Below are 24273 nucleotides of genomic sequence, written 5' to 3'. Positions count from 1 at the left end.
CTAAAAAGACCGTAAAAATTGACCGCACTTTATCAAGAATTAAACTGTGGCGCAAATGGTTTTCACTGGTTGGGCAAGCTTATAATCGCTCTTTTTTGAAGAGTGATAAGACAAATAAAAACGCTGAACAAATGACAACAGAAGGTCCAGCAGCGGTATCATAAAAGGCTGATAATATTAGCCCAGTTATAATCGATAACATACTGACTACAATTGCCCAGCCCACCATAGATTCTGGTGTTCTCGCAAAGCGGCGAGCAGTTGCAGCAGGGATTATTAATAACGATGTGATTATTAATGCACCGACAAATTTCATGCTCAAGGCAATAGTTAACGCTGTTAATATCATCAAAATAAAACGCATTTTTTTGATATTAATGCCTTCAACTTGCGCGAGTTCTGGCGATACGGTGGTGGAAAGTAAGGATTGCCAAAAGTAAATTAGTGTTGAAAGCACTATTATCACGCCAATCCCAATATAAATTAAATCGGTATAATTAATTGCGAGCAAATCCCCAAATAAGTAACTCATCAAATCTACGCGTACATTTTGTAGTAATCCCACTGTCACCACTCCGAGAGATAAGCAGCTATGGGCGATAATGCCAAGTAAGGTATCAATAGAAAATTGCGTGTTGCTTTCTAACCACACCATTGCGATAGCAAGAATTAAGGTCAGCACGACAATTGCAATGTAAGGATTGATTTGTAAGAAAATACCTAACGCTACGCCGAGCAAGGCAGAATGAGAAAGGGTGTCGCCAAAATAAGCCATTTTCCGCCACACCACAAATACGCCAAGTGGCGCAGTAATAAGCGAAAGCAAAATGCCTGTTAAAAGGGCAGGAAATAAAATTTCAAACATTATTTATCCTTATTTTGACAATGTACAGCTGATGAATTACAACCGCACACATCACCGTGTAAGGTGTGGTGATGATTATGATGATGAGTATAAAAGCCGACATTTTGTGCGAGCTGATTTCCCCATAAACGCATAAATGTTGGATCATTTGAGAGAACATCGGGTGTGCCAGCACAGCAAATATGTTGGTTAATACACAATACTTCTTTACTATCCGCCATCACAATGTGTAAATCGTGTGATACCATCAATACAGCACAATTTAGTTTTTGTTGGGTCTGATGAATGAGCTGATAAAGCTCTGCCTGACCAGTAATGTCTACGCCTTGGGTGGGTTCGTCTAGCACAAGTAAATTTGGTTTATTTAAAATTGCACGCGCCAATAATACGCGTTGCATTTCACCGCCAGAAAGTTTTTGCATATTACTTTTGCGTAAATGTGAAATCGAAAGTTGCTCAAGTGCGGTGGATATTTCTTGTGTTTTAAGGCCTTTTTTTAGTGAAAGAAATCGCTCAACCGTAATAGGCAAACTATGATCCAAATGGATTTTTTGTGGCACATAACCAATGCGAACATTTTTACTATAAATGACTTCGCCAGAAGTGGGCGTTTGTAATTTTAATAAGGTTTTTAATAACGTTGATTTGCCACCACCATTTGGCCCAACAATAGTGATAATAGAATTAGGATAAATATTTAAATTAATATTTTGTAGTGCAGTTTTTTGTGCGAAAACCACATTGATATTTTTTAATTGAATGAGCGGTTGTTGGTTTTGCTCGCGATGAATACCTGTGATGTTCATTAAATCACCTCTTATCAAAAGTGGTGGGGGAAAATAGCGCATTTTGGCAGATTTCTCAAGATTTTCTCTCTTATGTCGAATATTTAAGCATTTGAATAATGCTTTTTCCATAGGAATGAATTTTCTTTATAATCTGTAGTCTGAATGCTGAAAACTTTTTTATTTTAGGGATGCCAGTGCAACACGTAAAATTAGCTCGAGATAGACGAAAAAAACGCGCATATATAAAAGTAGGCGTGTTTTTTGTTGCTATTCTGCTTATTTTGACAGGCATTTTACTTACAATAAAAGACAAATCTGAAGAAAATCCCGTTTTCTCCACCGCAGATAATATGGAATATCACGCGTTAAATACATCGCCAAGTAAAACGCCACAAAATTCTACCGCACTCCAATCTGATGAAAACGCCACCTCTTATGATGATGAGCTACAAGCAAAAGATGACGAAGTTGATGAAATAAACCCACCTGAGGATGACTTCGATACTTTGCCCCAACACGCACAAGATGCACTCAATGGCGTATTGGATGCAGCCGATCAAGCTATAAGAATTACTGATCAATTTAGCTATACGGTGACCGAGGGGGATACCTTAAAAGATGTTTTGGCTCAGTCTGGCTTGGATGATTTAACAGTACAACAGTTGCTCGCGCTAGATCCTGATTTATCCCACTTAAAAGCAGGTCAGCAGTTTTATTGGGTTTTAGATAAAAGTGACAACTTAGAATATTTGAATTGGCTGGTATCTGAAAAAGAAGAACGGGTTTATGAACGTGTTGAAGATGGGCAGTTTAAACGCCAAGTCATTGAAAAGAAAAGTATTTGGAGAAAAGAAGTATTAAAAGGCGAAATTAATGGTTCTTTTTCTGCGAGTTTAAAAGCACAGGGTTTAGATAATCGCCAAATTAGCCAATTAACCACCGCTCTTCAATGGCAGATAAGCATACAGAAATTGAAAAAAGGAACTCAATTTGCCATTTTAGTTTCTCGTGAATATTTAGGCGATAAACTCACTGGTCAGGGTAATGTTGAGGCGTTACGTATTTCATCTAGTGGTAAAAACTATTATGCTGTGCAAGCTGTAAATGGTCGTTATTATAATCAGCAAGGAGAAACCTTAGGCAAAGGTTTTGCTCGTTATCCATTGCAACGCCAAGCACGCGTTTCTTCACCATTTAATCCAAATCGTCGTCATCCAGTAACTGGGCGTGTACGACCACATAAAGGTGTGGATTTCTCTGTTTCTCAAGGTACACCGATTATCGCTCCAGCAGATGGCGTAGTTGAAAAAGTCGCTTATCAGGCTGGTGGTGCAGGGCGTTATGTTGTATTGCGTCACGGGCGTGAATATCAAACTGTTTATATGCATTTGAGCAAACCCTTAGTAAAAGCAGGGCAAACAGTTAAAAAAGGCGAACGTATTGCGCTTTCTGGTAACACGGGCATTTCTACGGGGCCGCATTTACATTATGAATTTCATATTAACGGTCGAGCTGTTAATCCTCTTACTGTAAAATTACCGGGTACTAGCAGCGGTATGACTTCAGCTGAACGTAAACAATTCCTTGTTCGTGTTCGTGAAGCTGAAAGAATGTTAAAACCCTAACTAATGTAAAGTGCGGTCAAAAATGGTCGCATTTTTACCTTATGTAAAATAATGTTTACACTTCGCTGTAAAAAAATTATCATAGCCATATCTTAATTATCCCCATTCTCTGAATATGACGATTTCTAAATTTGATCCTAAAAAACCTTTCGATTGTTTTATTGTGCAAAGTGAAGCTATGAAAAGTGCGGTAGAAAACGCGAAACGTTTTGCTATGTTTGATGTGCCTTTGTTAATTCAAGGCGAAACGGGGACAGGAAAAGATTTGTTAGCGAAAGCCTGCCATTATCAGAGTTTACGTCGCGATAAAAAATTTATCGCAGTAAACTGTGCGGGTTTGCCTGATGAAGATGCGGAAAGTGAAATGTTTGGTCGAAAAGTCGGAGACAGTGAAACCATTGGTTTTTTTGAGTACGCAAATGAGGGAACTGTATTACTAGATGGCATCGCAGAACTTTCATTGGGTTTACAGGCTAAATTATTACGTTTTTTAACGGATGGATCTTTCCGTCGAGTAGGTGAAGAGAAGGAACATCATGCAAACGTACGAGTGATTTGCACATCACAGGTTCCGCTTCATTTGCTTGTTGAGCAAGGTAAAGTTCGTGCTGATTTGTTTCATCGCTTAAATGTTCTTACTATTAATGTGCCAGCATTACGCGAACGCATGGCTGATATTGAGCCACTGGCACAAGGTTTTTTACAGGAAATCAGTGAAGAATTAAAAATTGCAAAACCAACTTTTGATAAAGATTTTCTTCTTTATTTGCTGAAATATGATTGGAAAGGGAATGTTCGTGAGCTTTATAACACTCTTTATCGTGCCTGCTCTCTGGTACAAGATAATCATTTAACTATCGAAAGTTTAAATCTTGCTCCGCCACAAAGTGCGGTGATTTCTTTGGATGAATTTGAGAATAAAACCTTAGATGAAATCATTGGTTCTTATGAGTCGCAAGTCCTAAAATTATTTTATGCAGAATATCCAAGCACGAGAAAATTAGCTCAACGTTTAGGTGTTTCGCATACTGCGATTGCGAATAAATTGAAGCAATATGGGATTGGAAAATAATTTTCTATAAATTAGGCATTGTCAGATTGTATTTTAATATCCGATAATCTAGAAAATTGCTTACATAACTTTAACCACATAATTTTATCAATCTGTACGTCTAACAAGAATTCGCCTTGTTCCGAAATTTGTTCATGGCGTACACAATCAAGTTGATAAAAAGCATGGCGAAGTTTGCCTTCGTGTGGTTGTAAAATTAAAGAAAGAGAAAGTATCTCGTTTTTTAACCGCACTTTAATAGCTTCAAACAATAAATGAATACCCAGCTCATCTTGCGCGGAGAGATAGACTGCAACAGGCTGGTTTTCATCATTGTATTCGATATGCGGTGCAACATTTTCCAACAAATCAATTTTGTTATATACCAATAGAACAGGCACTTGTCCTGCACCAATTTCTTCTAGCACATCATTGACCGCATCAATATTTTCTTGTTTTCGCGAGTCAGCTGCATCAATCACATGGAGTAATAAACTGGCTTCTACCGTTTCTTGTAAAGTCGATTTAAAGGCTGAAACCAGATCATGCGGAAGCTGTCGAACAAATCCTACCGTATCCGCTAAAATTGCCGTACCCACATCTTGAATCTGTAATTTTCGTAAAGTGGGATCTAATGTTGCAAAAAGCTGATCTGCGGCATAAACCTCTGCATTGGTTAAACGATTAAATAAGGTTGATTTCCCTGCATTGGTATAGCCAACAAGTGAAATGGTCGGGATATCTGCCTTTTGGCGTGTTTGGCGATTTTGATTACGCTGTTTCTCCACTTTTGCCAATCGATTTTGTAATTGAGAAATGCGCACTTTAATCAATCGACGATCTGTTTCTAACTGGGTTTCACCCGGCCCACGTAATCCTACCGCCCCTTTTTGTTGATCTAAGCCTGTTTTGCGACGAACTAATCGAGTCGATAAGTGTTTTAGTTGCGCAAGCTCAACCTGTAATTTTCCCTCATGAGAACGTGCTCGTTGGGCAAAAATATCTAAAATGACGCCAGTGCGATCGACCACTCGACAATGACATAAACTTTCTAAGTTACGTGTTTGTGCTGGGGTTAATTGATGGTTAAAAAGCACAACATCAGCATTATGTGATTGCACCGCATCTGCAATTTCTTGAGCTTTTCCCTCGCCTACAAAATATTTGGCTTGAGGAGTGCTACGGCTTGTGGTGATTGTATCCAATACATCTACATTGGCAGAATCAGCGAGTAGCAAAAACTCTTGTAGATCATCAGTGTTTTTATCTTGCGCAAAGAAAACGTGAACCACGATGGCGGTATCACGCGTTTTTTCAGATTGTTGGGATGAAGAAAGTGCGGTTGAAATTTCCTGATAATTTTCAACCGCACTTAATAAATATTGATTATCCATTGATGGAGCTGTGATTATTCTGCTTGAGTTTCCACGCTTTCAACGGCTTCAGTTATTGCTACATGATGGCTGCTATTGTGATGAGAAACAGCGCGCGCAGGCACAACGGTTGAAATTGCGTGTTTATATACCATTTGGTTCACAGTGTTTTTTAATAAAATCACGAATTGATCGAATGATTCAATTTGACCTTGAAGTTTGATTCCGTTTACAAGGTAGATTGATACAGGAATGCGTTCGCGACGAAGTGCATTTAAATAAGGATCTTGTAAAGATTGTCCTTTTGCCATTTTGCTATCCTTTGTTGTCGTTATTATGAAATTTTGGTGATAGAAACGAGTTGTCTCCGCGCGCAAGTGTAGCAATAAACACAAATGTTGTCTATTTGCTTTCCCGCAACTTTTGTAAAATTGCTTTCATTTTATGATCTAGTGGTGCATTGAAGCGTAGTGTTTCACCATTTTTAGGATGCTCAAACCGAATTGAAAAGGCATGCAAGAACAAACGATTCAATCCCAATTCGCTCATTTGTTTATCAAAATCTTTATCACCATATTTATCATCTAATGCAATGGGATGTCCGGCATATTGTGTATGTACACGAATTTGATGGGTTCGCCCAGTTACTGGCGAGGCTTTCACGAGCGTAGCATTTGTATAGCGTTCTTCAATGCTGAAGCGGGTTTCAGATGGTTTGCCTTGCTCGCTGACACGTGCAATGCGCTCTCCGCTGGATAATTCATTTTTCAAAAGCGGTGCTTGAACAACTTTTACATGGGATTGCCATTGCCCACGTACTAACGCTAAATAATCTTTCTGAACAGTTTTGACGCGAAGTTGTTCATGTAAATTACGCAATGCAGAACGTTTTTTCGCAATTAATAAAATGCCTGATGTATCGCGATCCAAACGATGAACCAGTTCTAAAAAGCGTGCTTCGGGACGCAGTGCGCGTAAGGCTTCAATCACACCAAAATTTAAACCACTCCCGCCATGCACAGCGATTCCTGAAGGTTTATTTAAAACAATCAAACAATCATCTTCAAATAAAATTTGGTTTTCAAGTGCGGCGACTTTGTTGAGATTTTTTGAAACCGAAGTGTCGTTTTTTTCAGCCACACGCACTGGCGGAACGCGAACAATATCACCTGTTTGCAGTTTATATTCTGGCTTAATCCGGCCTTTATTTACCCGCACTTCACCTTTACGCACAATGCGATAAATTAAACTTTTGGGCACGCCTTTGAGTTTTGCTAATAAATAATTATCGATACGTTGGCCACTTTCATCTTCACTAATTGTCAGCATTTTTACTGACGAATTAATGATTTTTTCGTTTTGTTCAGTCATCTTTTTTCCTTTTGAAAATTGGCGCGAATCATATCACAAAGGCACTCTTAACGTAACTCTATGAACGTAATATTCGCCTTGCTAATTAATCGTTTTCTATGGATAATAGAGCGTCTTTTTGCGCCTAAGAATTTGCGTAAAAAAGGATAAGTTTTGTTGGTAAAACTCAATGCAGCAATCGGCATAAGACATTGATAATCAACATTTTTCTTAAAATAAATTAGCCGCTTGCAACGCGTGCGGAATATCGCGTTGTTTTATAAAGCAAATGTTTATGCTTAATAACGTTATCAATGCACCCAGCAACATACAGTCGTGAGATTGACTGGCGCGAGAAACACGAGGTCGATAACGAAGCAAAGTGCGGTTTATTTTGAGGTCTTTTAAAAATTTAATAAGAGAATTGACAATGAAAAGAATGTTAATTAATGCGACTCAAAAAGAAGAGTTGCGTGTAGCGCTTGTTGACGGACAGCGTTTATTTGACCTGGATATTGAAAGCCCAGGACATGAGCAAAAAAAAGCGAATATCTACAAAGGGAAAATTACTCGCGTTGAGCCAAGCTTAGAAGCGGCTTTTGTGGATTATGGTGCAGAACGTCATGGTTTTTTACCATTAAAAGAAATTGCTCGTGAATATTTTCCCGATGATTATGTTTTCCAAGGTCGTCCGAATATTCGCGATATCTTGAGCGAAGGCCAAGAAGTTATCGTTCAAGTTAATAAAGAAGAACGCGGAAACAAAGGCGCAGCCTTAACCACTTTCGTTTCTCTTGCGGGTAGTTATTTGGTCATTATGCCAAATAATCCACGTGCCGGTGGGATCTCTCGTCGTATCGAAGGGGATGAGCGCACTGAATTAAAAGAGGCATTAAGTTCATTAGATGTGCCTGAAGGCGTGGGGTTGATTGTTCGTACTGCTGGTGTGGGGAAATCTCCAGAAGAGTTGCAGTGGGACTTAAAAGTTTTACTTCACCATTGGGAAGCGATTAAACAAGCATCTCAAAATCGTCCAGCGCCTTTCTTGATTCACCAAGAAAGTGATGTGATTGTACGTGCTATTCGTGATTATTTGCGCCGTGATATTGGTGAGATCCTTATTGATAGTCCGAAAGTGTTTGAAAAAGCAAAAGAGCATATCAAACTGGTTCGCCCAGATTTCATTAATCGTGTGAAACTTTATCAAGGCGAAGTGCCTCTTTTCAGCCACTATCAGATCGAATCTCAAATCGAGTCAGCATTCCAACGTGAAGTGCGTTTACCTTCTGGCGGTTCAATCGTTATTGATGTAACTGAAGCCTTAACTGCTATTGATATTAACTCCGCTCGTTCTACTCGTGGTGGTGATATTGAAGAAACGGCATTGAATACTAACCTTGAAGCGGCAGATGAAATTGCTCGTCAATTACGCTTGCGTGACTTAGGTGGTTTGGTTGTTATCGATTTCATTGATATGACGCCAGTTCGTCACCAACGTGAAGTGGAAAATCGTATTCGTGATGCCGTTCGCCAAGATCGTGCTCGTATTCAAATTAGCCGCATTTCTCGTTTCGGTTTGTTAGAAATGTCGCGCCAGCGTTTAAGTCCTTCATTAGGTGAGTCTTCGCATCATATTTGTCCTCGTTGTCAAGGAACAGGTAAAGTACGTGATAACGAATCTCTTTCCTTGTCTATCTTGCGTTTAATCGAGGAAGAAGCGTTAAAAGAAAACACCAAGCAAGTGCATACGATTGTGCCAGTACAAATTGCTTCTTATCTTCTTAACGAAAAACGTAAAGCAATTAGCAATATTGAAAAACGTCACAATGTAGATGTCATTGTTGCGCCAAATGAAGCAATGGAAACACCGCACTTTAGCGTTTTCCGCTTACGTGATGGCGAAGAGGTGAATGAATTGAGCTATAACTTAGCTAAAATTCACTGTGAGAAAGATGAAAGTACCGAGGAATCTCTTGTTTCCCGTAATGTGGAAACAACTGTTGTTGCTGAACAACCCGCAGTTGAAAGTGCGGCAGTGGCGCTTTCTATTTCTGAAGCGGCCCCAACTCCAGTTGAGCGTAAATCGAATGAACCGTCTTTATTAGCAAAAATTATTGCGAAAATTAAAGGTTTATTTGCTTCTGAATCCGAAGAAAATAAACCAAAAAATAACCGCACTTCGCGCAATTCTAATCGTAATCAACGTCGTCCACAGGATCGTCGTACTCCTCGTCGTCCACGTTCTGAAAATAACGAAACGGAAAGAACCGAAGAACAAATTCGTAATGTCCGTGAGCGTAATCAACGCCGTCCTCGCCGTAACTTAGTGGAAGAAAGCATCGCTGAAAGTGCGGTAAATTCTACACCGGTTTTTGAGGCTCAAGATGAAAAAACTGAGCAAGTGACTCAACGCCGTCAACGTCGTGATTTACGTAAACGCGTGCGCGTTGAAGATAATGAGATGGCTGTTGAAAATAACGCAAACATTGTTGAACAAATGCCAGAGGTGGATGTTGTCGAAGTTCAAACCGTTCAAGATGATGAAAAACCAGTTCGTCAAAACCAAGAGCGTTCTGAACGTCAAGATCGTCAACGTCGCACTCCACGTCATTTACGTGCAGCGAATAATCAACGTCGTCGCCGTAATCAAGAGCCAAAATCGCCAATGCCATTATTTGCTGCAGTGGCTTCACCTGAATTGGCAAGTGGAAAAGCTTGGGTGGACTATTCAACAGTGAACACTCCGAAAGAAAATAATTTCTTATCGGTGGATGAATTGCTCGAGCAAGAGAAAACTAAAAAAGGTTTTATCACGCCAGCAATGGGGATTGTGGTTGAAGAAAAATCGCTTGAAGTAAAACCAGCATTAGATTTTATTACTCAGCCCGCTAATGAATCTGTACAGAAAAAAGTACAAGAATCTCTAGAGCGTTTAAATTCTCATAAATCTCAAGAGATTGTTGAGTCTATTGATCCCGCGATTAATGTAGATGAATCTGAAACTGTCGAAAAAGTATCGAAATTTATCCGCACTTATGAGTTTAATGGACGTTTAGGTACTATTTCTTCAGTGACTCATACAAAAGCAGAGATGACTTTGGCGAAAGCGAGTGATGAAATGCCAGAAGCTTTCCCAATTATTGAATGGCAAGATTCTCGCTATTATTTTTACGGTAAAGGGGCGGCAGGGCATCATTGTGCGATTAGCCATGTATATTCTGAGCCTACTCGAGCAAAATCAGAGTAATCTAAAATAAAAAATTAGAATTGGCGTGATTTTTATTACGTCAATTCTTTTTATTTTGAGGTTGCAGTAAAAATAATCACTTGATAAAAACGAGATAATTTTTGCTTGACGGTTTTTCTCAAAAAACGTATTATGCGTGCGCATTAAATCACGGAGGAATGGTTGAGTGGTTGAAGGCACCGGTCTTGAAAACCGGCGAGGGTTTACGCCCTCCTAGGGTTCGAATCCCTATTCCTCCGCCATCAACTTTTAAAAGTTAACTAATTCGAGAGAATTAGTTTTTTTATTTCTCATCATCTATTTTCCGTATTTTCACGGTTTCCTAATTCTTCTTTAAATACCAAATATTCTTCTAAAAGATCTATTGCCTCTTGGCATTTTTGCTGGCGTTTTTTATAACCTTCTGCAAGTTGAGCATAACGTATTTTTTCATCATTATTTTTTTCTGCCTGCGCCAAATCTTTATGTTGTTGATAAAGTTTATTCAAGCGTTCTAATGCTTCATAGTATTTTTCCAATCGTTCTCTTGGCGGTAATTTATGAATGCTATGTTGAGATTTTTTAATGGTTTGTTTCGTTGTTGTTTGGGGGGCTGTTAGGTGAGTATTCTTGTGAGTTAGGGCTTCTGAAAGAACGGAACATTGGGCGAGTAAACGCTCTGTCAGAAAATTATAGTGATTAAGATCGTTAGATTTTAATGCCTTTATTCTATCTAGCGTTTGATTAATTTCCTTTAGATAAAAGGAAACATTCTGTCCATTTTCACTGAACAAAGTGCGGTCAAATTTGGCGAAGATTTTTTCTTCTTGTTTGGATAAATGAGCTTGATAAAGTTGCTGAACTTTTTGATCTAAGATCTGGATAAGTTGTTGAACAGTCATAAAAAAATCCCCCAAGTCGGGGGATTATAATCGTTAAAGGTACATTGCTGCAATCCAGCCAAACGCTAATAATGGAATATTGTAGTGTAGGAAGGTTGGTACAACAGAGTCCCAAATGTGGTCGTGTTTACCATCCATATTTAAACCTGATGTTGGACCTAAGGTGGAGTCAGAGGCTGGAGAGCCTGCGTCCCCTAAGGCAGCCGCAACACCAACGATAGAAACGGTGGCTAATGGTGAGAAACCAAAAGATAAACAAAGCGGTACGTAGATAGAAGCAATGATTGGCACCGTTGAGAATGATGAACCAATTCCCATTGTAATCAACAATCCGACCAGTAACATTAAGAATGCGGCCAAACCTTTACTTTGAATCGCACCATTACTTAAGCTTTGAACTAAATCTGTTACGCCAGTGGTGGCATTAATCACATTTGCAAAACCTGAAGCAGCAATCATTACAAAGCCAATCATTGCCATTAAGCGTAAGCCTTGTTGAAAAATATCGTTGCTTTCTTTTAGTTTGAAAATGCCACATAGTGCGAAAATAATTAAGCCAATTAAACCGCCAATAATAGTTGAACTTGTGACTAATTGTGTTGCGAAGGTCGCGACAATCGCGATTAAACTTGCAGTGATTTGTTTTGGTTTTATGTTTGCGATGTGCGCTTCAATTTCTTTTGTGGTTGGCTCTTGAATAGTTACATCATATTCTCTTGGTTTGCGATAAGTGATGAATATTGCGGTGAGCAACCCTAAAATCATACCAATTACAGGCAATAACATCGCGAGGGATACTTGAGCCACATTTGTTTGTAAACCAAGAGCCGCGCCTGCTTGATTGATGTTTTTTACCAAAATACTTTCGATAAAGATTTTACCAAAGCCGACAGGAAGTAACATATAAGTTGCGGTTAAGCCAAATGTGAGGACACAGGTTACAGCACGACGGTCTATTTTTAGACGATTAAAAATAGAAAGTAACGGTGGTACGACGATTGGAATAAAAGCAATATGTACAGGAAGTAAGTTCTGTGAAGAAATGGCGAATAATACCAATACACCAAAAATTAAATATTTAAACCAAGTTAAATTGCTGGAACTTGGTGTTTTATTCATTTTAGTGATGATCTTATAGGCAATTAAATCGGTAATACCTGATTTAGAAATCGCAATCGCGAATGCACCAAGCATCGCATAGTTCATTGCGACTTCTGCGCCGCCACCTAAACCTCCAGTGAAGGTTTCAATTGTTTTGCTTAAGCCTAGACCGCCACAGAGTCCAGCAGTGAGTGCGGCAATAACTAATGCAATAATTACGTTAATACGTAGCAAACTTAGTGCGAGTAAAACAATAATCGAAATAACAACGGGATTTGTTAACATTGTATTTTTCCTTATGAATTATTAAATGGTGAATACTTTACTTTAAAATTTTTGATTGTCGAATAAATAATGATGATGTCGTTGCAGTGATGACTCCTGTGTTGTAATAAAACAAAACCCCTCGAAAGTTGCCTTCCGAGGGGTAAGATTTTTATTATCCTGTCAGCTCGGAAGAAATCTTCCAAGCACACCAAAAACCTGAAAGATTATTCAGTTGAATGGTGATGATGGTGACGACGGATAATGTTCATTTTTTATCTCCAAATAAGAATTGCTTTTAAACTACTGGAAAAATAAAACTATTGCAACCACTTTTTTAGTTTTTTAAAGTGCGGTCTGATTTTCTACTGTTTTTTCTGTTTCATCTATTTGAGAAATATGTGGGAAACCACCTAAATCTTTTAAATGATTGACCATATAACAGAATAATTCCGCTGTACGTTCGGTGTCGTATAGCGCTGAGTGCGCTTGCTTCCCATCAAACGGGATTTTAGCGGCAAGACAGGCCTTAACGAGAACAGTCTGACCAAACATCAATCCTGCTAAACTTGCGGTATCAAACATTCCAAAAGGGTGGAAGGGATTACGCTTTACGCCGGTACGTTCAGCGGCTGCCATCACAAAACTTTGGTCAAAAGCAGCATTGTGCGCCACAATGATAGAACGTTGGCAATCTGCATCTTTTTGTCCTCTGCGCACCATTTGAAATAATCCCGTGATTGCATCGAGTTCAGACACCGCACCACGTAATGGATTATGAATATCAATGCCATTAAATTTCAAGGACTCCGGATTAATATTTGCTCCTTCAAAAGGCTCGATATGAAAATGGCATTTCTGATCAGGATGCAAATAACCGTTTTCATCCATTTTTAATGTGATGGCGGCCAGTTCGAGTAGCGCATCTTTTTTGGCATCAAAACCTGCAGTTTCAACATCAATAATGACAGGGAAATAGCCACGAAAGCGATTTTTTAATTGGTTGTGATAAGGGATTTCTTGAGAATCGGACATAATCTATCTCTTAAAAATAAAATAACGTAGGAATCCCTACGTTATTAAAAATACAATAAAAATTGACCGCACTTTAGTTGCCTAAACCAGATTTAGTGCTTTTGTTTTCGATAAATTCAATTTTATAACCATCTGGATCTTCAACAAAAGCAATGACGGTTGAGCCACCTTTAACTGGCCCTGCTTCGCGAGTAACGTTACCACCGCTTGCACGAACAGCTTCACAAGTCGCATAAATATCATCCACTCCGATAGCAATATGTCCATATGCAGTGCCGTGTTCATATTTATCTACGCCCCAGTTGTATGTTAATTCAATTTCTGCCGCACTTTCGCCATCTTCGTAACCTAAAAAAGCCAGCGTATATTTGTATTCTGGGTTTTCACTGGTGCGTAATAAGCGCATACCTAAAACATCTTGATAAAATTTGATTGAACGATCTAAATCGCCCACGCGTAACATAGTGTGTAAAATTCGCATTGGTTTAATCCTTTTGTGATAAAAAGTGCGGGCATTATGCCACAAAAAAGTTGAATTAAATAAATTTGTTATGAATTATTTAACTGCAATCATCGAGCCAAAATTAAAGCATTGGAACCAAAGTTCTACCTGTGAAAATCCTACGTTTTTTAACCGCATTTTGTGTGTTTCGATAGAATCAGTACGCATCACATTTTCAAGCGCGGTGCGTTTCTGACTCACTTCAAGTTCGCTATAACCATTGGCACGTTTGAATTGGTGGTGCAAGTCAATGAGTAAATGATCAACTTTAGTGTCTTCAAAACGGAATTTTTCTGATAACACGAGCACGCCGTTTGGATTTAAGCCTTCATAGATTTTGGTAAGCAATGCGATGCGATCTTCAGGCGGTAAGAATTGCAAGGTGAAGTTGAGAATGACCATTGAGGCATTTTTAATCTCAACGTGACGAATATCGTCATAGAGAATTTCTACAGGTACTTCACTATGATACGCCGCAATATGTTGGCGACAACGTTCAACCATAGGTTGAGAATTATCGATACCAATAATTTTTACGTTTGGTTGATGAATATTTCGACGTGCTGAAAGTGTAGCTGCACCTCGTGAGCAACCAAGATCATAAACATGACTATCAGCAGTGACGAAACGTTCTGCCAACATACCGATTGCAGTAATAATGTTGGAATAGCCAGGTACGGAGCGTTGAATCATATCTGGAAAAACTTCGGCAACGTTTTCATCAAAGGTAAAATCGCCGAGTTTTTCAATGGGAGCGGAAAAAATAGTATCTTTCATGGTTTACATTGTGTGCGGGATGTGTGTTTTTTCAACTTTCCACACCCTACGAATTAGAAAATATTTAAAAAGTGCGGTCATTTTAAGGAAAGTTTTCAAGGGGTCAAATAAATTTCCGTTTAAGATTTAAAAGACGCGCCTTTTTCCGTATAATTCTGCGGTATTTTCCATTTTTATAGAGAGTTAAGGAATTGAATATGATGCGTACACATTATTGCGGAGCATTAAACCGTAACAATATCGGACAAGATGTAACATTAAGCGGTTGGGTTCACCGCCGTCGTGATTTAGGTGGCTTGATTTTTATTGATATGCGAGATCGTGATGGCATTGTGCAAGTTTGTTTTGATCCGAAATATCAAGATGCATTGACAGCGGCTGCTGGGTTACGTAATGAATTCTGTATTCAAATTAAAGGCGAAGTGATTGCGCGTCCTGAAAACCAAATTAATAAAAATATGGCAACAGGCGAAGTGGAAGTGTTAGCGAAAGAATTGCATGTTTACAATGCGTCTGATGTGTTGCCTCTCGACTTTAACCAAAACAATACTGAAGAGCAACGTTTAAAATATCGTTATTTAGATTTACGTCGTCCAGAAATGGCTCAACGTTTGAAAACCCGTGCAAAAATCACCAGCTTTGTGCGTCGTTTTATGGATGACAATGGTTTCCTTGATATTGAAACCCCAATGCTTACCAAAGCAACGCCAGAAGGTGCGCGTGACTATTTAGTGCCAAGCCGTGTGCATAAAGGCAAATTCTATGCATTGCCGCAATCACCACAGCTTTTCAAACAGCTTTTAATGATGTCTGGTTTTGATCGTTATTATCAAATTGTGAAATGTTTCCGTGATGAAGACTTACGTGCAGATCGTCAGCCTGAATTTACCCAAATCGATGTGGAAACTTCTTTCTTAACTGCGCCAGAAGTACGTGAGATCATGGAACGCATGGTACACGGTTTATGGCAAAACATCATTGGTGTGGATTTAGGCAAATTCCCACAAATGACCTGGCAAGAAGCAATGATTCGTTTTGGTTCAGATAAACCAGATTTGCGTAACCCATTAGAAATGGTCGATGTGGCAGATATCGTTAAAGATGTTGAATTTAAAGTATTTAATGAGCCTGCAAACAATCCAAACGGCCGTGTGGCAGTGATTCGTGTACCAAATGGTACTGAAATCACCCGTAAACAAATTGATGAATACACACAATTTGTTGGTATTTACGGTGCAAAAGGTTTGGCTTGGGCGAAAGTAAATGACATTAATGCTGGTCTTGAAGGCGTACAAAGCCCGATTGCGAAATTCTTAAATGAAGAGGTATGGAAAGCCTTAGCTGAACGCGTGAAAGCTCAAACCGGCGATATCTTATTCTTTGGTGCAGATAAATGGCAAACCACCACTGATGCAATGGGCGCATTACGTTTGAAATTAGGACGTGATCTTGGCTTAACTCGTTTAGACGAATGGCAACCGCTTTGGGTGATTGATTTCCCAATGTTTGAACGTGATGAAGAGGGTAATCTTGCAGCAATGCATCACCCATTCACGTCACCAAAAGATTTTAGTCCTGAGCAATTAGAAGCCGATCCGACAAGTGCAGTAGCAAATGCTTACGATATGGTGATCAATGGCTACGAAGTGGGCGGTGGTTCTGTCCGTATTTTCGATCCGAAAATGCAACAAACCGTATTCCGCATTCTTGGTATCAATGAACAAGAACAACGTGAAAAATTTGGCTTCTTGTTAGATGCATTAAAATTCGGTACACCGCCACATGCAGGTTTAGCATTTGGTTTAGACCGTTTAACCATGCTTTTAACTGGCACTGAAAATATCCGTGATGTGATTGCATTCCCGAAAACAACGGCTGCAGCGTGCTTAATGACAGAAGCACCAAGTTTTGCGAATCCGCAGGCATTGGAAGAGTTAGCGATTCAAGTTACTAAGTCTGAATAATGCAAGGGGGATTATTCCCCTTTTGTTTTATCTATAATTAGCGATTAAGGAATTTACTATGAAAAGTATTCTTAAATTTTTATTATTTTTCGGAGTTTCTATTAATACATATGCTCAGAATATTCAGCTTTGTACCGATACAGATGTGAAAACTGATGCTGAGTACATACCAAAAGGAAGTGAGATTCCTGTTTACATAAAACCAAGCGATAAGAGCGAGAAAGTCATTAATGAAACACTCAGTAAAGCTATAAATGAAATTTCTTATATTGAATTTAGCAATGAATATGTTGTGAGAGAATTATGCCATACTCCTAATCACTCTTGGTCTTTAGTTAAAGTTGTATCCCCTTCCTATTTATCTGACTCTCATGTTGGCTGGATTAAAAGCTCATTTTTAAAAGAAGCTAAATTCGATGAAAAAGGATTTAGAATTATTGAAGAAGAAGATGTTAATTGGAATGATATAACAAAGCCTTATAAGAAATTAATAACAGCAGAACTTAATAAAATTCATAGAGAAAATGCTAACTGTAAAAAAATCGATCCTGCAGTATTAGATGTCTCATCAACCAAGGGAACTAAAAGCAATCCTGTATTCTATGTTACTTGCGGAGAAGGATTATCGTCATTTAATGTATTTTTTTCTTTAGATGATATGAATTCTGGGAAATCGCAATCAATAGAATACATTTCTCAACAAAAAGCTATTCTACTATGTGAAAAAGATGTAGAACGTAGATTTTCTAAACAAAAATTAGTTAATTTTTCTAAATTTTTAGATGTATCTTACCTTCAACACCCTAACGGAAGAGTTAGTTTAATTTCTAGTATAACTTTAAAAAATTCTCATGGAGAAAAAGATAAGTACTCTATTAAATGTTTATTTGAAAAAAATAATTTATTAGAAACAGTTATTAATAAAATGTAAATAAAAAATGCTGGAATATTCCAGCATTTTTATTACCCAATAATTGAGAATTTATCAAACACTTTATCTTCAAAATAATTGTAAGCTTGCAAAATTTTTTGCATAGTTTTGCAAATTATTTTGCATAGCTAATCTCCAAAGCCCTATGCAAAATAAGCCACAAAAAAAACCTCTTTAAATCGACTTTAAAGAGGGTTTAAATTTAGAACTTATAAATCATATTATCCTCATAAACCCCATCTTTGAAGATTGATGTCTTCACCACAATTCGCTCGTAATTCTCAAACGCTTGCCAGTTATCGGTTTTACATTCCTGCATATAGTCCAAATAACGGATAAATTCACTTTTTGTGCTACTGAAGAAAATATAAGGAGGCTTGGTTAGATTGATTAGGCGTAAAAAATCAATCAAATCAAAGTAAGTGGCTTGCTTGTAGCTCTCTTGGCGAGTGCATAAGTAAGGCGGGTCAAGCAATAAAACAACGACAGAAAAACCGACAGGAAGCCTTGTCAGCCGTGCGTTTGAGAGAATGCAAGAGTTACTAGATGAGGGCGTGAGTATGGTGGACTGTTATAGCTCTATCAACGTTTCAGCAGGCTTTGGCAGCTTTAACGAAGGGGCAACAGAAGCCGACGGGCAAGAGCCTTATTCAGATAGCCTATTATGCAGTTTAGGCGTAAAAGCGGAAAAATGTGCCGTATTTTGGGCAAACGGCAATTCTATGCTACCCACCATCAACGATGGAGACCAGATGTTGGTTTGTTGAGTCCAACTTTTGGGGTGCAGATCATTTTAACCGCACTTTCTTTTTGTTGAAAAAATTTTATTCACTTAAAGGCATCCGTTTTTTGGTATGAATACTGGGAGAATTTATTTGCTTTAGAGTTATATTCTGAAATTCAAAAATAATTAGATTTTTATTTTTTACTAGTGCTTTTAAGTGGATTTTATTTACTTTACTCAAGGATAAAATTCTATTATAAATAAGGCCTTTTCAGTTTATGGTCAATTTATAAGAGAACATTTTATGCGTGAAGTTTCAACTCCAGTAGAAAAATCAACATGGGCGAGTAAATTCTCTGCCTTAGGCCCTGGCATCGTGATGGCATCGGCAGCTGTTGGTGGGTCGCATATTATTGCATCTACCCAAGCTGGTGCGATCTATGGTTGGGAATTAGTGAGCATTGTGATTCTTGCTAACTTATTTAAATATCCTTTCTTCCGTTTCGGTGTTCAATATACCCTAGATACCGGTAATACGTTGTTAGAAGGTTACCGTCAAAAAGGGAAATTCTATCTTTGGTTATTCTTAGCTTTAAACATTTTTGCGACAGTGATTAATACTGCGGCAGTGGGATTATTAACGGCAGCAATTTTAACCTTCATTACGCCAATTCCTCTACCAATGCCAGTATTAAGCTCATTAGTGATTCTTGTGACAACCGGTATTTTATTGTTAGGGAAGTACCGTTTATTAGATAGTTTATCGAAAATCATCATGATTGCTTTAACGGTAACAACCGTGAGCGCTGTCGTGATTGCTTTTATGCGTAATGGTATCAATGGCGTAGCCGCACCTGATTTTGTACCTCCTTCTCCATGGGAATTAAGTAAATTGGCCTTTTTGGTGGCGTTAATGGGGTGGATGCCGGCGCCGATTGAGATTTCTGCTATTAATTCCATGTGGGTGGTAGCAAAACGTCGCTTGACCAAAGTGTCTTATCAAGACGGTTTATTTGACTTTAACGTGGGTTACATTGGTACAGCCATTTTAGCTGTCGTTTTCTTAGCGCTTGGTGCATTGGTGCAATATGGTTCTCCTGAAACCGTAGAGATGGTTGGCGGAAAATATATCGCACAACTTATCAATATGTATGCAAGTACTATCGGTGAATGGTCTCGCTTATTAATTGCAGTCATTGCGTTCATGTGTATGTTTGGTACAACAATTACAGTAATTGATGGTTACTCTCGTACCAATGTTGAATCTTTGCGTATCTTATTCGGTAAACAAGAAAGCTCTGTGAGAATTCTTAATATCGGTATGATTTTTGCGGCGTTATCTGGTTTAGCGATTATTTTCTACTTTAATAATGCAGTAGGCCCAATGCTGAAATTCGCGATGATTGCTTCATTTGTTTCTGCACCAATCTTTGCTTGGTTGAATTTATCTCTGACTAAGCACGCGAAACACAGTGTAAAAGGCGGCTTATTGTGGTTATCTCTTATCGGTTTATTCTACTTAACAGCCTTTGCAGGGTTATTTATAGCTCAACAAGCTGGCTGGTTAAACTAAAATAATTAAGATAATTACCGCACTTTAGTTTTAAAGTGCGGTAATTTTTTTGAAAGTTTTTAGTAGAAAAGGTATGATGCTGCTCATTCTCAATTATGTAGATGACGAGCTTGAAATATAAAAATAATCAATCTGTTCTCGTTGTAATTTACGCTAAAGATACAAACCGAGTTTTAATGCTCCAACGCCAAGATGATCCTGATTTTTGGCAGTCTGTTACGGGCACTATTGAAAGTGGTGAAACACCAAAAAAAACAGCAATTCGTGAGCTTTGGGAAGAAGTGCGGTTAGAAATTTCAGAAAATTCCACCGGACTTTTTGATTGCAAAGAGAGCATAGAATTTGAAATTTTTCCATATTTCCGATATAAATACGCACCGAATGTGACGCATTGCCGTGAGCATTGGTTTTTATTGGCAATGGAGCAAGAATTCGAACCAATATTAAGTGAGCATTTGGCATATCAATGGGTTTCTCCTGAAAAAGCAATCCAAATGACAAAATCTTCCAATAATGCGGAAGCAATTAGAAAATATATTCTTAAAGATAAATAGAAGGAAAACAACATGGCAGGCCATAGTAAGTGGGCTAATATTAAACACCGCAAAGCAGCACAAGATGCACAACGCGGTAAAATTTTTACTAAATTAATTCGTGAGCTTGTTACTGCAGCTAAAATTGGTGGTGGCGATGTGAGTGCTAATCCGCGTTTACGTGCAGCAGTAGATAAAGCACTTAGCAACAATATGACGCGCGATACTATCAACCGCGCTATTGATCGTGGTGTAGGCGGTGGCGATGATACCAATATGGAAACCAAAATCTATGAAGGTTATGGCCCAGGCGGTACAGCGGTTATGGTGGAGTGTTTGAGTGATAATGCAAACCGCACCATTTCACAGGTTCGCCCAAGTTTTACCAAATGTGGTGGTAACTTGGGAACAGAAGGTTCTGTTGGTTATTTATTTAGCAAAAAAGGTTTAATTTTAATTGAACAAGCAGATGAAGATGCATTAACTGAAGCGGCTATCGAAGCGGGTGCTGATGATATTCAACCACAAGATGATGGTTCATTTGAAATCTATACTGCTTGGGAAGATTTAGGTTCAGTGCGTGATGGCATTGAAGCGGCTGGCTTTAAAGTTCAAGAAGCTGAAGTAACGATGATTCCATCAACAACGGTTGATCTTGATATTGAAACTGCACCAAAATTACTTCGTTTAATTGATATGTTGGAAGATTGTGATGATGTACAAAACGTATATCACAATGGTGAAATTAGTGACGAAGTGGCATCTCAACTTTAATAATGCAATAAATGGGTAATGTAATTACCCATTTTTTATAGAAATTATGAGCATTATTTTAGGTATTGACCCAGGTTCTCGCGTAACTGGTTATGGTGTGATTCGCCAAACAGGGAGACATTTAGAATATCTCGGCAGTGGCGCAATTCGTACTCAAGTTGAAGATTTACCAACCCGTTTGAAACGCATTTATGCTGGAATAACTGAAATCATCACGCAGTTTCAACCTGATATGTTTGCAATTGAGCAAGTATTTATGGCGAAGAATGCAGATTCGGCTTTGAAACTCGGGCAGGCACGTGGTACGGCGATTGTTGCTGCGGTAAATCATGATTTACCTGTTTTTGAATATGCCGCACGTTTAGTAAAACAAACGGTTGTGGGTATTGGTTCTGCAGATAAGGTGCAAGTGCAAGAAATGGTGACTCGTATTTTGAAGTTGTCAGATAAACCTCAAGCTGATGCAGCGGATGCGTTGGCTATCGCAATTACGCACGCTCATTCTATTCAACATTCTTTACATATTGCCAATTCTGTTAAAATGACAGAAACGCAAGAAAAAATGACCGCACTTTTAAAGACCAGATATAGCCGAGGACGCTTTAGATTAAAAATTTAACTGGATGTTCGTCCAGTTTTATTTTATTCTATGCGTTAAGTTTTTTATCATTCGGAAGAATTATGATCGGTCGCTTACAAGGCATTCTTTTAGAAAAACAACCTCCAGAAATTTTACTTAATGTTCAAGGTGTAGGCTATGAATTGCTTTTGCCTATGACGAGTTTCTATGATTTACCAGAAATTGGTCAAGAAACTACTTTATTCACCCATCTTGTTGTTCGGGAAGATGCTCATTTACTTTTTGGATTTGCCCAGAAAACAGACCGCACTTTATTTCGTGAATTAATTAAAACAAATGGGGTGGGGCCTAAATTAGCCTTAGCGATTTTATCTGCCATGTCGGTCGAACAATTTGCTTATGCGATAGAGAGAGAAGAGCTATCTAAACTCACTAAAATTCCAGGAGTTGGCAAAAAAACAGCTGAACGTTTGTTAGTAGAGCTCAAAGGTAAATTTAAGGGCGTAAAACAAAGCGATTTCTTTGTAGAAAGTACTCATATTCCGTCAGTTCCATCCATTGAATCCCACTCAGAAAATTCATCTGATGAAGCTATTTCAGCCTTGATTGCTTTAGGTTATAAACCTTCAGAAGCAGAAAAAATGGTGAAACGAGTTGCTAAGCCAGAATTAACCAGTGAACAAGTTATTCGCGAAGCTTTAAAAGCCGCACTGTAGGTGAGACATGATTGAAGCAGATAGAATTATTAGCGGGCAAGCTAAGCTTGATGAAGATGTTATCGACCGCGCTATTCGTCCGAAATTATTATCGGATTATGTTGGACAGCCGCAAGTGCGCGAGCAAATGGATATTTTCATCAAGGCAGCCAAACTACGTCAAGATGCCTTGGATCATTTATTGATTTTTGGCCCTCCAGGTTTGGGAAAAACAACGCTTGCTAATATTGTGGCAAATGAAATGGGCGTGAATATTCGTACGACATCAGGACCTGTATTGGAAAAAGCGGGAGATTTAGCCGCAATGCTAACCAATCTTGAACCGCATGATGTATTATTTATTGATGAAATCCATCGACTTTCCCCTGCTATTGAAGAAGTTCTTTATCCAGCAATGGAAGACTATCAATTGGATATTATGATTGGTGAGGGGCCAGCCGCTCGTTCTATTAAATTAGATTTGCCACCTTTTACTTTGGTTGGCGCAACGACTAGAGCTGGCTCGTTGACTTCACCATTGCGTGATCGTTTTGGTATTGTGCAACGTTTGGAATTCTATTCTGTAGAAGATTTAACATCTATCGTTGCAAGAAGTGCGGGGTGTTTGAATCTTGAATTAGAACAGCAAGCCGCTTTCGAGGTAGCTCGTCGTTCACGAGGTACGCCTCGAATTGCAAACCGTTTATTACGACGCGTGCGTGATTATGCAGATGTACGTAATGGGGGAGTAATTTCGGTAGATGTGGCAAAACAAGCGCTTTCAATGTTGGATGTAGATGATGCCGGATTTGATTATTTAGATAGAAAATTATTGTCTGCAGTTATTGAACGTTTTGACGGCGGGCCAGTAGGACTGGATAATCTTGCTGCTGCAATCGGTGAAGAACGCGATACCATTGAAGATGTGTTAGAGCCTTATTTGATTCAACAGGGGTTTCTACAAAGAACGCCGCGTGGCCGTATCGCAACATCGCAAACTTATCGCCATTTCGGTCTGCAGAAATTATCAGACTAGATAAATTTAACCACTAAAAAAGCCTTATTGTACTCAATAAGGCTTTTTTAATTACTCACTATAACTTTTCAAGTTACTTAATTTTGCTAAACCTACTTCACAACTTTTTAACTGAGTCGCTAATTCCATTTGAAGAATTTGTTGTTTACTTTGGTTTAACTTATTTTTAATTTTTCCTACCTGTGTATGTGTGCCAGGTTGTTTTTCTGCTTGCGCAATCAAATTCTCTGTTTCTTTAAATAGTTGTTCACATTGTTGTGGCAGAATATTTGATGCAAAAGTAGAGGTTGATACAGTAGAGAAAAGTGCGGTTAAAATAAGGAATGTTTTTTTCATTTTAAGTCCTTGTTTCTCTTTATTATGAAATCTAAAAATTAAACTAGGCGGGAAAATAGCAAAATATACTTAGTATGTCTAGCTTTTGAAGTCATTTATTGTTGTAAATTGTGATAAGGATCACGTGTAACGTATATTTTTGTACAAAAAATAGCAAAATTGATTTATATCAATTAAATTATCTTTAATAAATAATAGGTATTTTATGTCTTATGTCAAAAATGTGATCTAGATATCGTTTTTACTGTTTTTTATCCTTGTATTTAGT

General features: G+C 38.4%; 22 protein-coding genes, 1 tRNA gene, 2 pseudogenes and 1 other annotated feature. Of the genes and pseudogenes, 13 read left to right on the top strand and 12 right to left on the bottom strand.

Features of this window, described 5'->3' with window-relative positions:
• Positions 1 to 79 precede the first annotated feature (79 nt).
• Positions 80 to 865 (bottom strand): zinc ABC transporter permease subunit ZnuB, encoded by a 786-nt coding sequence (gene znuB, locus DV428_RS08645; RefSeq protein ID WP_114909422.1) that lies wholly within the window; start codon positions 863 to 865, stop codon positions 80 to 82.
• The gene (gene znuC, locus DV428_RS08640; RefSeq protein WP_114909600.1) at positions 865 to 1671 is read right to left on the bottom strand and encodes a zinc ABC transporter ATP-binding protein ZnuC; all 807 of its coding nucleotides are present in this window, start codon (positions 1669 to 1671) and stop codon (positions 865 to 867) included. The genes znuB and znuC overlap by 1 nt, the downstream gene beginning before the upstream one ends.
• 176 nt (positions 1672 to 1847) lie before the next feature.
• Between znuC and mepM the strand changes: the two genes are divergently transcribed.
• Entirely contained in the window at positions 1848 to 3278 is a 1431-nt protein-coding gene (gene mepM, locus DV428_RS08635; protein ID WP_167403162.1) for a murein DD-endopeptidase MepM, read from the top strand.
• 115 nt (positions 3279 to 3393) lie between these two features.
• Complete coding sequence (locus DV428_RS08630; protein WP_114909420.1) at positions 3394 to 4350, top strand: sigma 54-interacting transcriptional regulator; 957 nt, start codon at positions 3394 to 3396, stop codon at positions 4348 to 4350.
• Between the two features lie 11 nt (positions 4351 to 4361).
• Here the strand turns inward: DV428_RS08630 and hflX are convergent, their stop codons facing one another.
• From hflX to rluC, 3 genes are all read right to left on the bottom strand, one after another.
• On the bottom strand, positions 4362 to 5723 hold the full coding sequence (gene hflX, locus DV428_RS08625) for a ribosome rescue GTPase HflX (RefSeq protein ID WP_114909419.1): 1362 nt from the start codon (positions 5721 to 5723) through the stop codon (positions 4362 to 4364).
• Positions 5724 to 5737: 14 nt separating this feature from the next.
• Positions 5738 to 6013: an RNA chaperone Hfq gene (gene hfq, locus DV428_RS08620; protein ID WP_114909418.1), complete on the bottom strand. Its 276-nt coding sequence runs from the start codon at positions 6011 to 6013 to the stop codon at positions 5738 to 5740.
• 91 nt (positions 6014 to 6104) lie between these two features.
• Positions 6105 to 7073 (bottom strand): 23S rRNA pseudouridine(955/2504/2580) synthase RluC, encoded by a 969-nt coding sequence (gene rluC, locus DV428_RS08615; protein ID WP_114909417.1) that lies wholly within the window; start codon positions 7071 to 7073, stop codon positions 6105 to 6107.
• Between the two features lie 409 nt (positions 7074 to 7482).
• On the opposite strand from rluC, the gene rne reads away from it, so the two are divergent.
• Entirely contained in the window at positions 7483 to 10299 is a 2817-nt protein-coding gene (gene rne, locus DV428_RS08610) for a ribonuclease E (RefSeq protein WP_114909416.1), read from the top strand.
• A gap of 152 nt (positions 10300 to 10451) precedes the next feature.
• A tRNA-Ser gene (locus DV428_RS08605) sits at positions 10452 to 10541 on the top strand.
• A 51-nt stretch (positions 10542 to 10592) separates the two neighbouring features.
• Here the strand turns inward: DV428_RS08605 and priC are convergent.
• The 5 genes from priC to cmoA all read right to left on the bottom strand — a co-directional run bounded on the left by priC (position 10593) and on the right by cmoA (position 14859).
• Positions 10593 to 11180 carry a primosomal replication protein PriC gene (priC, locus tag DV428_RS08600; RefSeq protein WP_114909415.1) on the bottom strand — a complete coding sequence of 196 codons (588 nt, stop codon included), beginning with the start codon at positions 11178 to 11180 and terminating at the stop codon, positions 10593 to 10595.
• A gap of 33 nt (positions 11181 to 11213) precedes the next feature.
• A complete protein-coding gene (locus DV428_RS08595) occupies positions 11214 to 12566 on the bottom strand; it encodes a Na+/H+ antiporter family protein (protein WP_114909414.1) in 1353 nt (450 codons plus the stop codon).
• A gap of 109 nt (positions 12567 to 12675) precedes the next feature.
• Positions 12676 to 12797 (bottom strand) — a sequence feature (His leader region).
• Positions 12798 to 12890: 93 nt separating this feature from the next.
• On the bottom strand, positions 12891 to 13580 hold the full coding sequence (gene rnt / locus DV428_RS08590) for a ribonuclease T (RefSeq protein ID WP_105875818.1): 690 nt from the start codon (positions 13578 to 13580) through the stop codon (positions 12891 to 12893).
• Between the two features lie 73 nt (positions 13581 to 13653).
• On the bottom strand, positions 13654 to 14061 hold the full coding sequence (gene gloA / locus DV428_RS08585; RefSeq protein ID WP_005628548.1) for a lactoylglutathione lyase: 408 nt from the start codon (positions 14059 to 14061) through the stop codon (positions 13654 to 13656).
• A 75-nt stretch (positions 14062 to 14136) separates the two neighbouring features.
• The gene (cmoA, locus tag DV428_RS08580; protein WP_114909413.1) at positions 14137 to 14859 is read right to left on the bottom strand and encodes a carboxy-S-adenosyl-L-methionine synthase CmoA; all 723 of its coding nucleotides are present in this window, start codon (positions 14857 to 14859) and stop codon (positions 14137 to 14139) included.
• Positions 14860 to 15056: 197 nt separating this feature from the next.
• On the opposite strand from cmoA, the gene aspS reads away from it, so the two are divergent.
• The gene (gene aspS / locus DV428_RS08575; protein WP_114909412.1) at positions 15057 to 16823 is read left to right on the top strand and encodes an aspartate--tRNA ligase; all 1767 of its coding nucleotides are present in this window, start codon (positions 15057 to 15059) and stop codon (positions 16821 to 16823) included.
• 58 nt (positions 16824 to 16881) lie between these two features.
• On the top strand, positions 16882 to 17754 hold the full coding sequence (locus tag DV428_RS08570; RefSeq protein WP_114909411.1) for a hypothetical protein: 873 nt from the start codon (positions 16882 to 16884) through the stop codon (positions 17752 to 17754).
• A 202-nt stretch (positions 17755 to 17956) separates the two neighbouring features.
• Here the strand turns inward: DV428_RS08570 and DV428_RS09755 are convergent.
• Positions 17957 to 18238, bottom strand: a pseudogene (locus DV428_RS09755) (hypothetical protein); the annotation flags it as partial.
• On the opposite strand from DV428_RS09755, the pseudogene DV428_RS08560 reads away from it, so the two are divergent.
• From DV428_RS08560 to ruvB, 7 genes and pseudogenes are all read left to right on the top strand, one after another.
• Positions 18231 to 18515 (top strand): annotated as a pseudogene (locus DV428_RS08560) (S24 family peptidase); the annotation flags it as partial. The pseudogenes DV428_RS09755 and DV428_RS08560 sit on opposite strands and share 8 nt — an antisense overlap.
• Before the next feature lie 267 nt (positions 18516 to 18782).
• The gene (locus DV428_RS08555; RefSeq protein WP_114909409.1) at positions 18783 to 20051 is read left to right on the top strand and encodes an NRAMP family divalent metal transporter; all 1269 of its coding nucleotides are present in this window, start codon (positions 18783 to 18785) and stop codon (positions 20049 to 20051) included.
• Positions 20052 to 20152: 101 nt separating this feature from the next.
• Positions 20153 to 20605: a dihydroneopterin triphosphate diphosphatase gene (gene nudB, locus DV428_RS08550; protein WP_114909408.1), complete on the top strand. Its 453-nt coding sequence runs from the start codon at positions 20153 to 20155 to the stop codon at positions 20603 to 20605.
• A 12-nt stretch (positions 20606 to 20617) separates the two neighbouring features.
• Positions 20618 to 21358 carry a YebC/PmpR family DNA-binding transcriptional regulator gene (locus DV428_RS08545; protein ID WP_005637404.1) on the top strand — a complete coding sequence of 247 codons (741 nt, stop codon included), beginning with the start codon at positions 20618 to 20620 and terminating at the stop codon, positions 21356 to 21358.
• Positions 21359 to 21404: 46 nt separating this feature from the next.
• Positions 21405 to 21977, top strand: a complete 573-nt coding sequence (ruvC, locus tag DV428_RS08540; RefSeq protein ID WP_114909407.1) for a crossover junction endodeoxyribonuclease RuvC — start codon at positions 21405 to 21407, stop codon at positions 21975 to 21977.
• A gap of 62 nt (positions 21978 to 22039) precedes the next feature.
• On the top strand, positions 22040 to 22654 hold the full coding sequence (gene ruvA, locus DV428_RS08535) for a Holliday junction branch migration protein RuvA (protein WP_114909406.1): 615 nt from the start codon (positions 22040 to 22042) through the stop codon (positions 22652 to 22654).
• Between the two features lie 7 nt (positions 22655 to 22661).
• Positions 22662 to 23669: a Holliday junction branch migration DNA helicase RuvB gene (ruvB, locus tag DV428_RS08530; protein ID WP_114909405.1), complete on the top strand. Its 1008-nt coding sequence runs from the start codon at positions 22662 to 22664 to the stop codon at positions 23667 to 23669.
• A gap of 51 nt (positions 23670 to 23720) precedes the next feature.
• On the opposite strand, the gene DV428_RS08525 is transcribed toward ruvB, so the two are convergent.
• Entirely contained in the window at positions 23721 to 24005 is a 285-nt protein-coding gene (locus DV428_RS08525) for a DUF5339 domain-containing protein (protein ID WP_005630076.1), read from the bottom strand.
• Positions 24006 to 24273 lie beyond the last annotated feature (268 nt).

Source organism: Haemophilus haemolyticus (assembly GCF_003352385.1).
GTDB lineage: Bacteria > Pseudomonadota > Gammaproteobacteria > Enterobacterales > Pasteurellaceae > Haemophilus > Haemophilus haemolyticus_I.
Note: the sequence above shows the minus strand (reverse complement) of the source record. Positions and strands in the feature narration are given on the sequence as shown.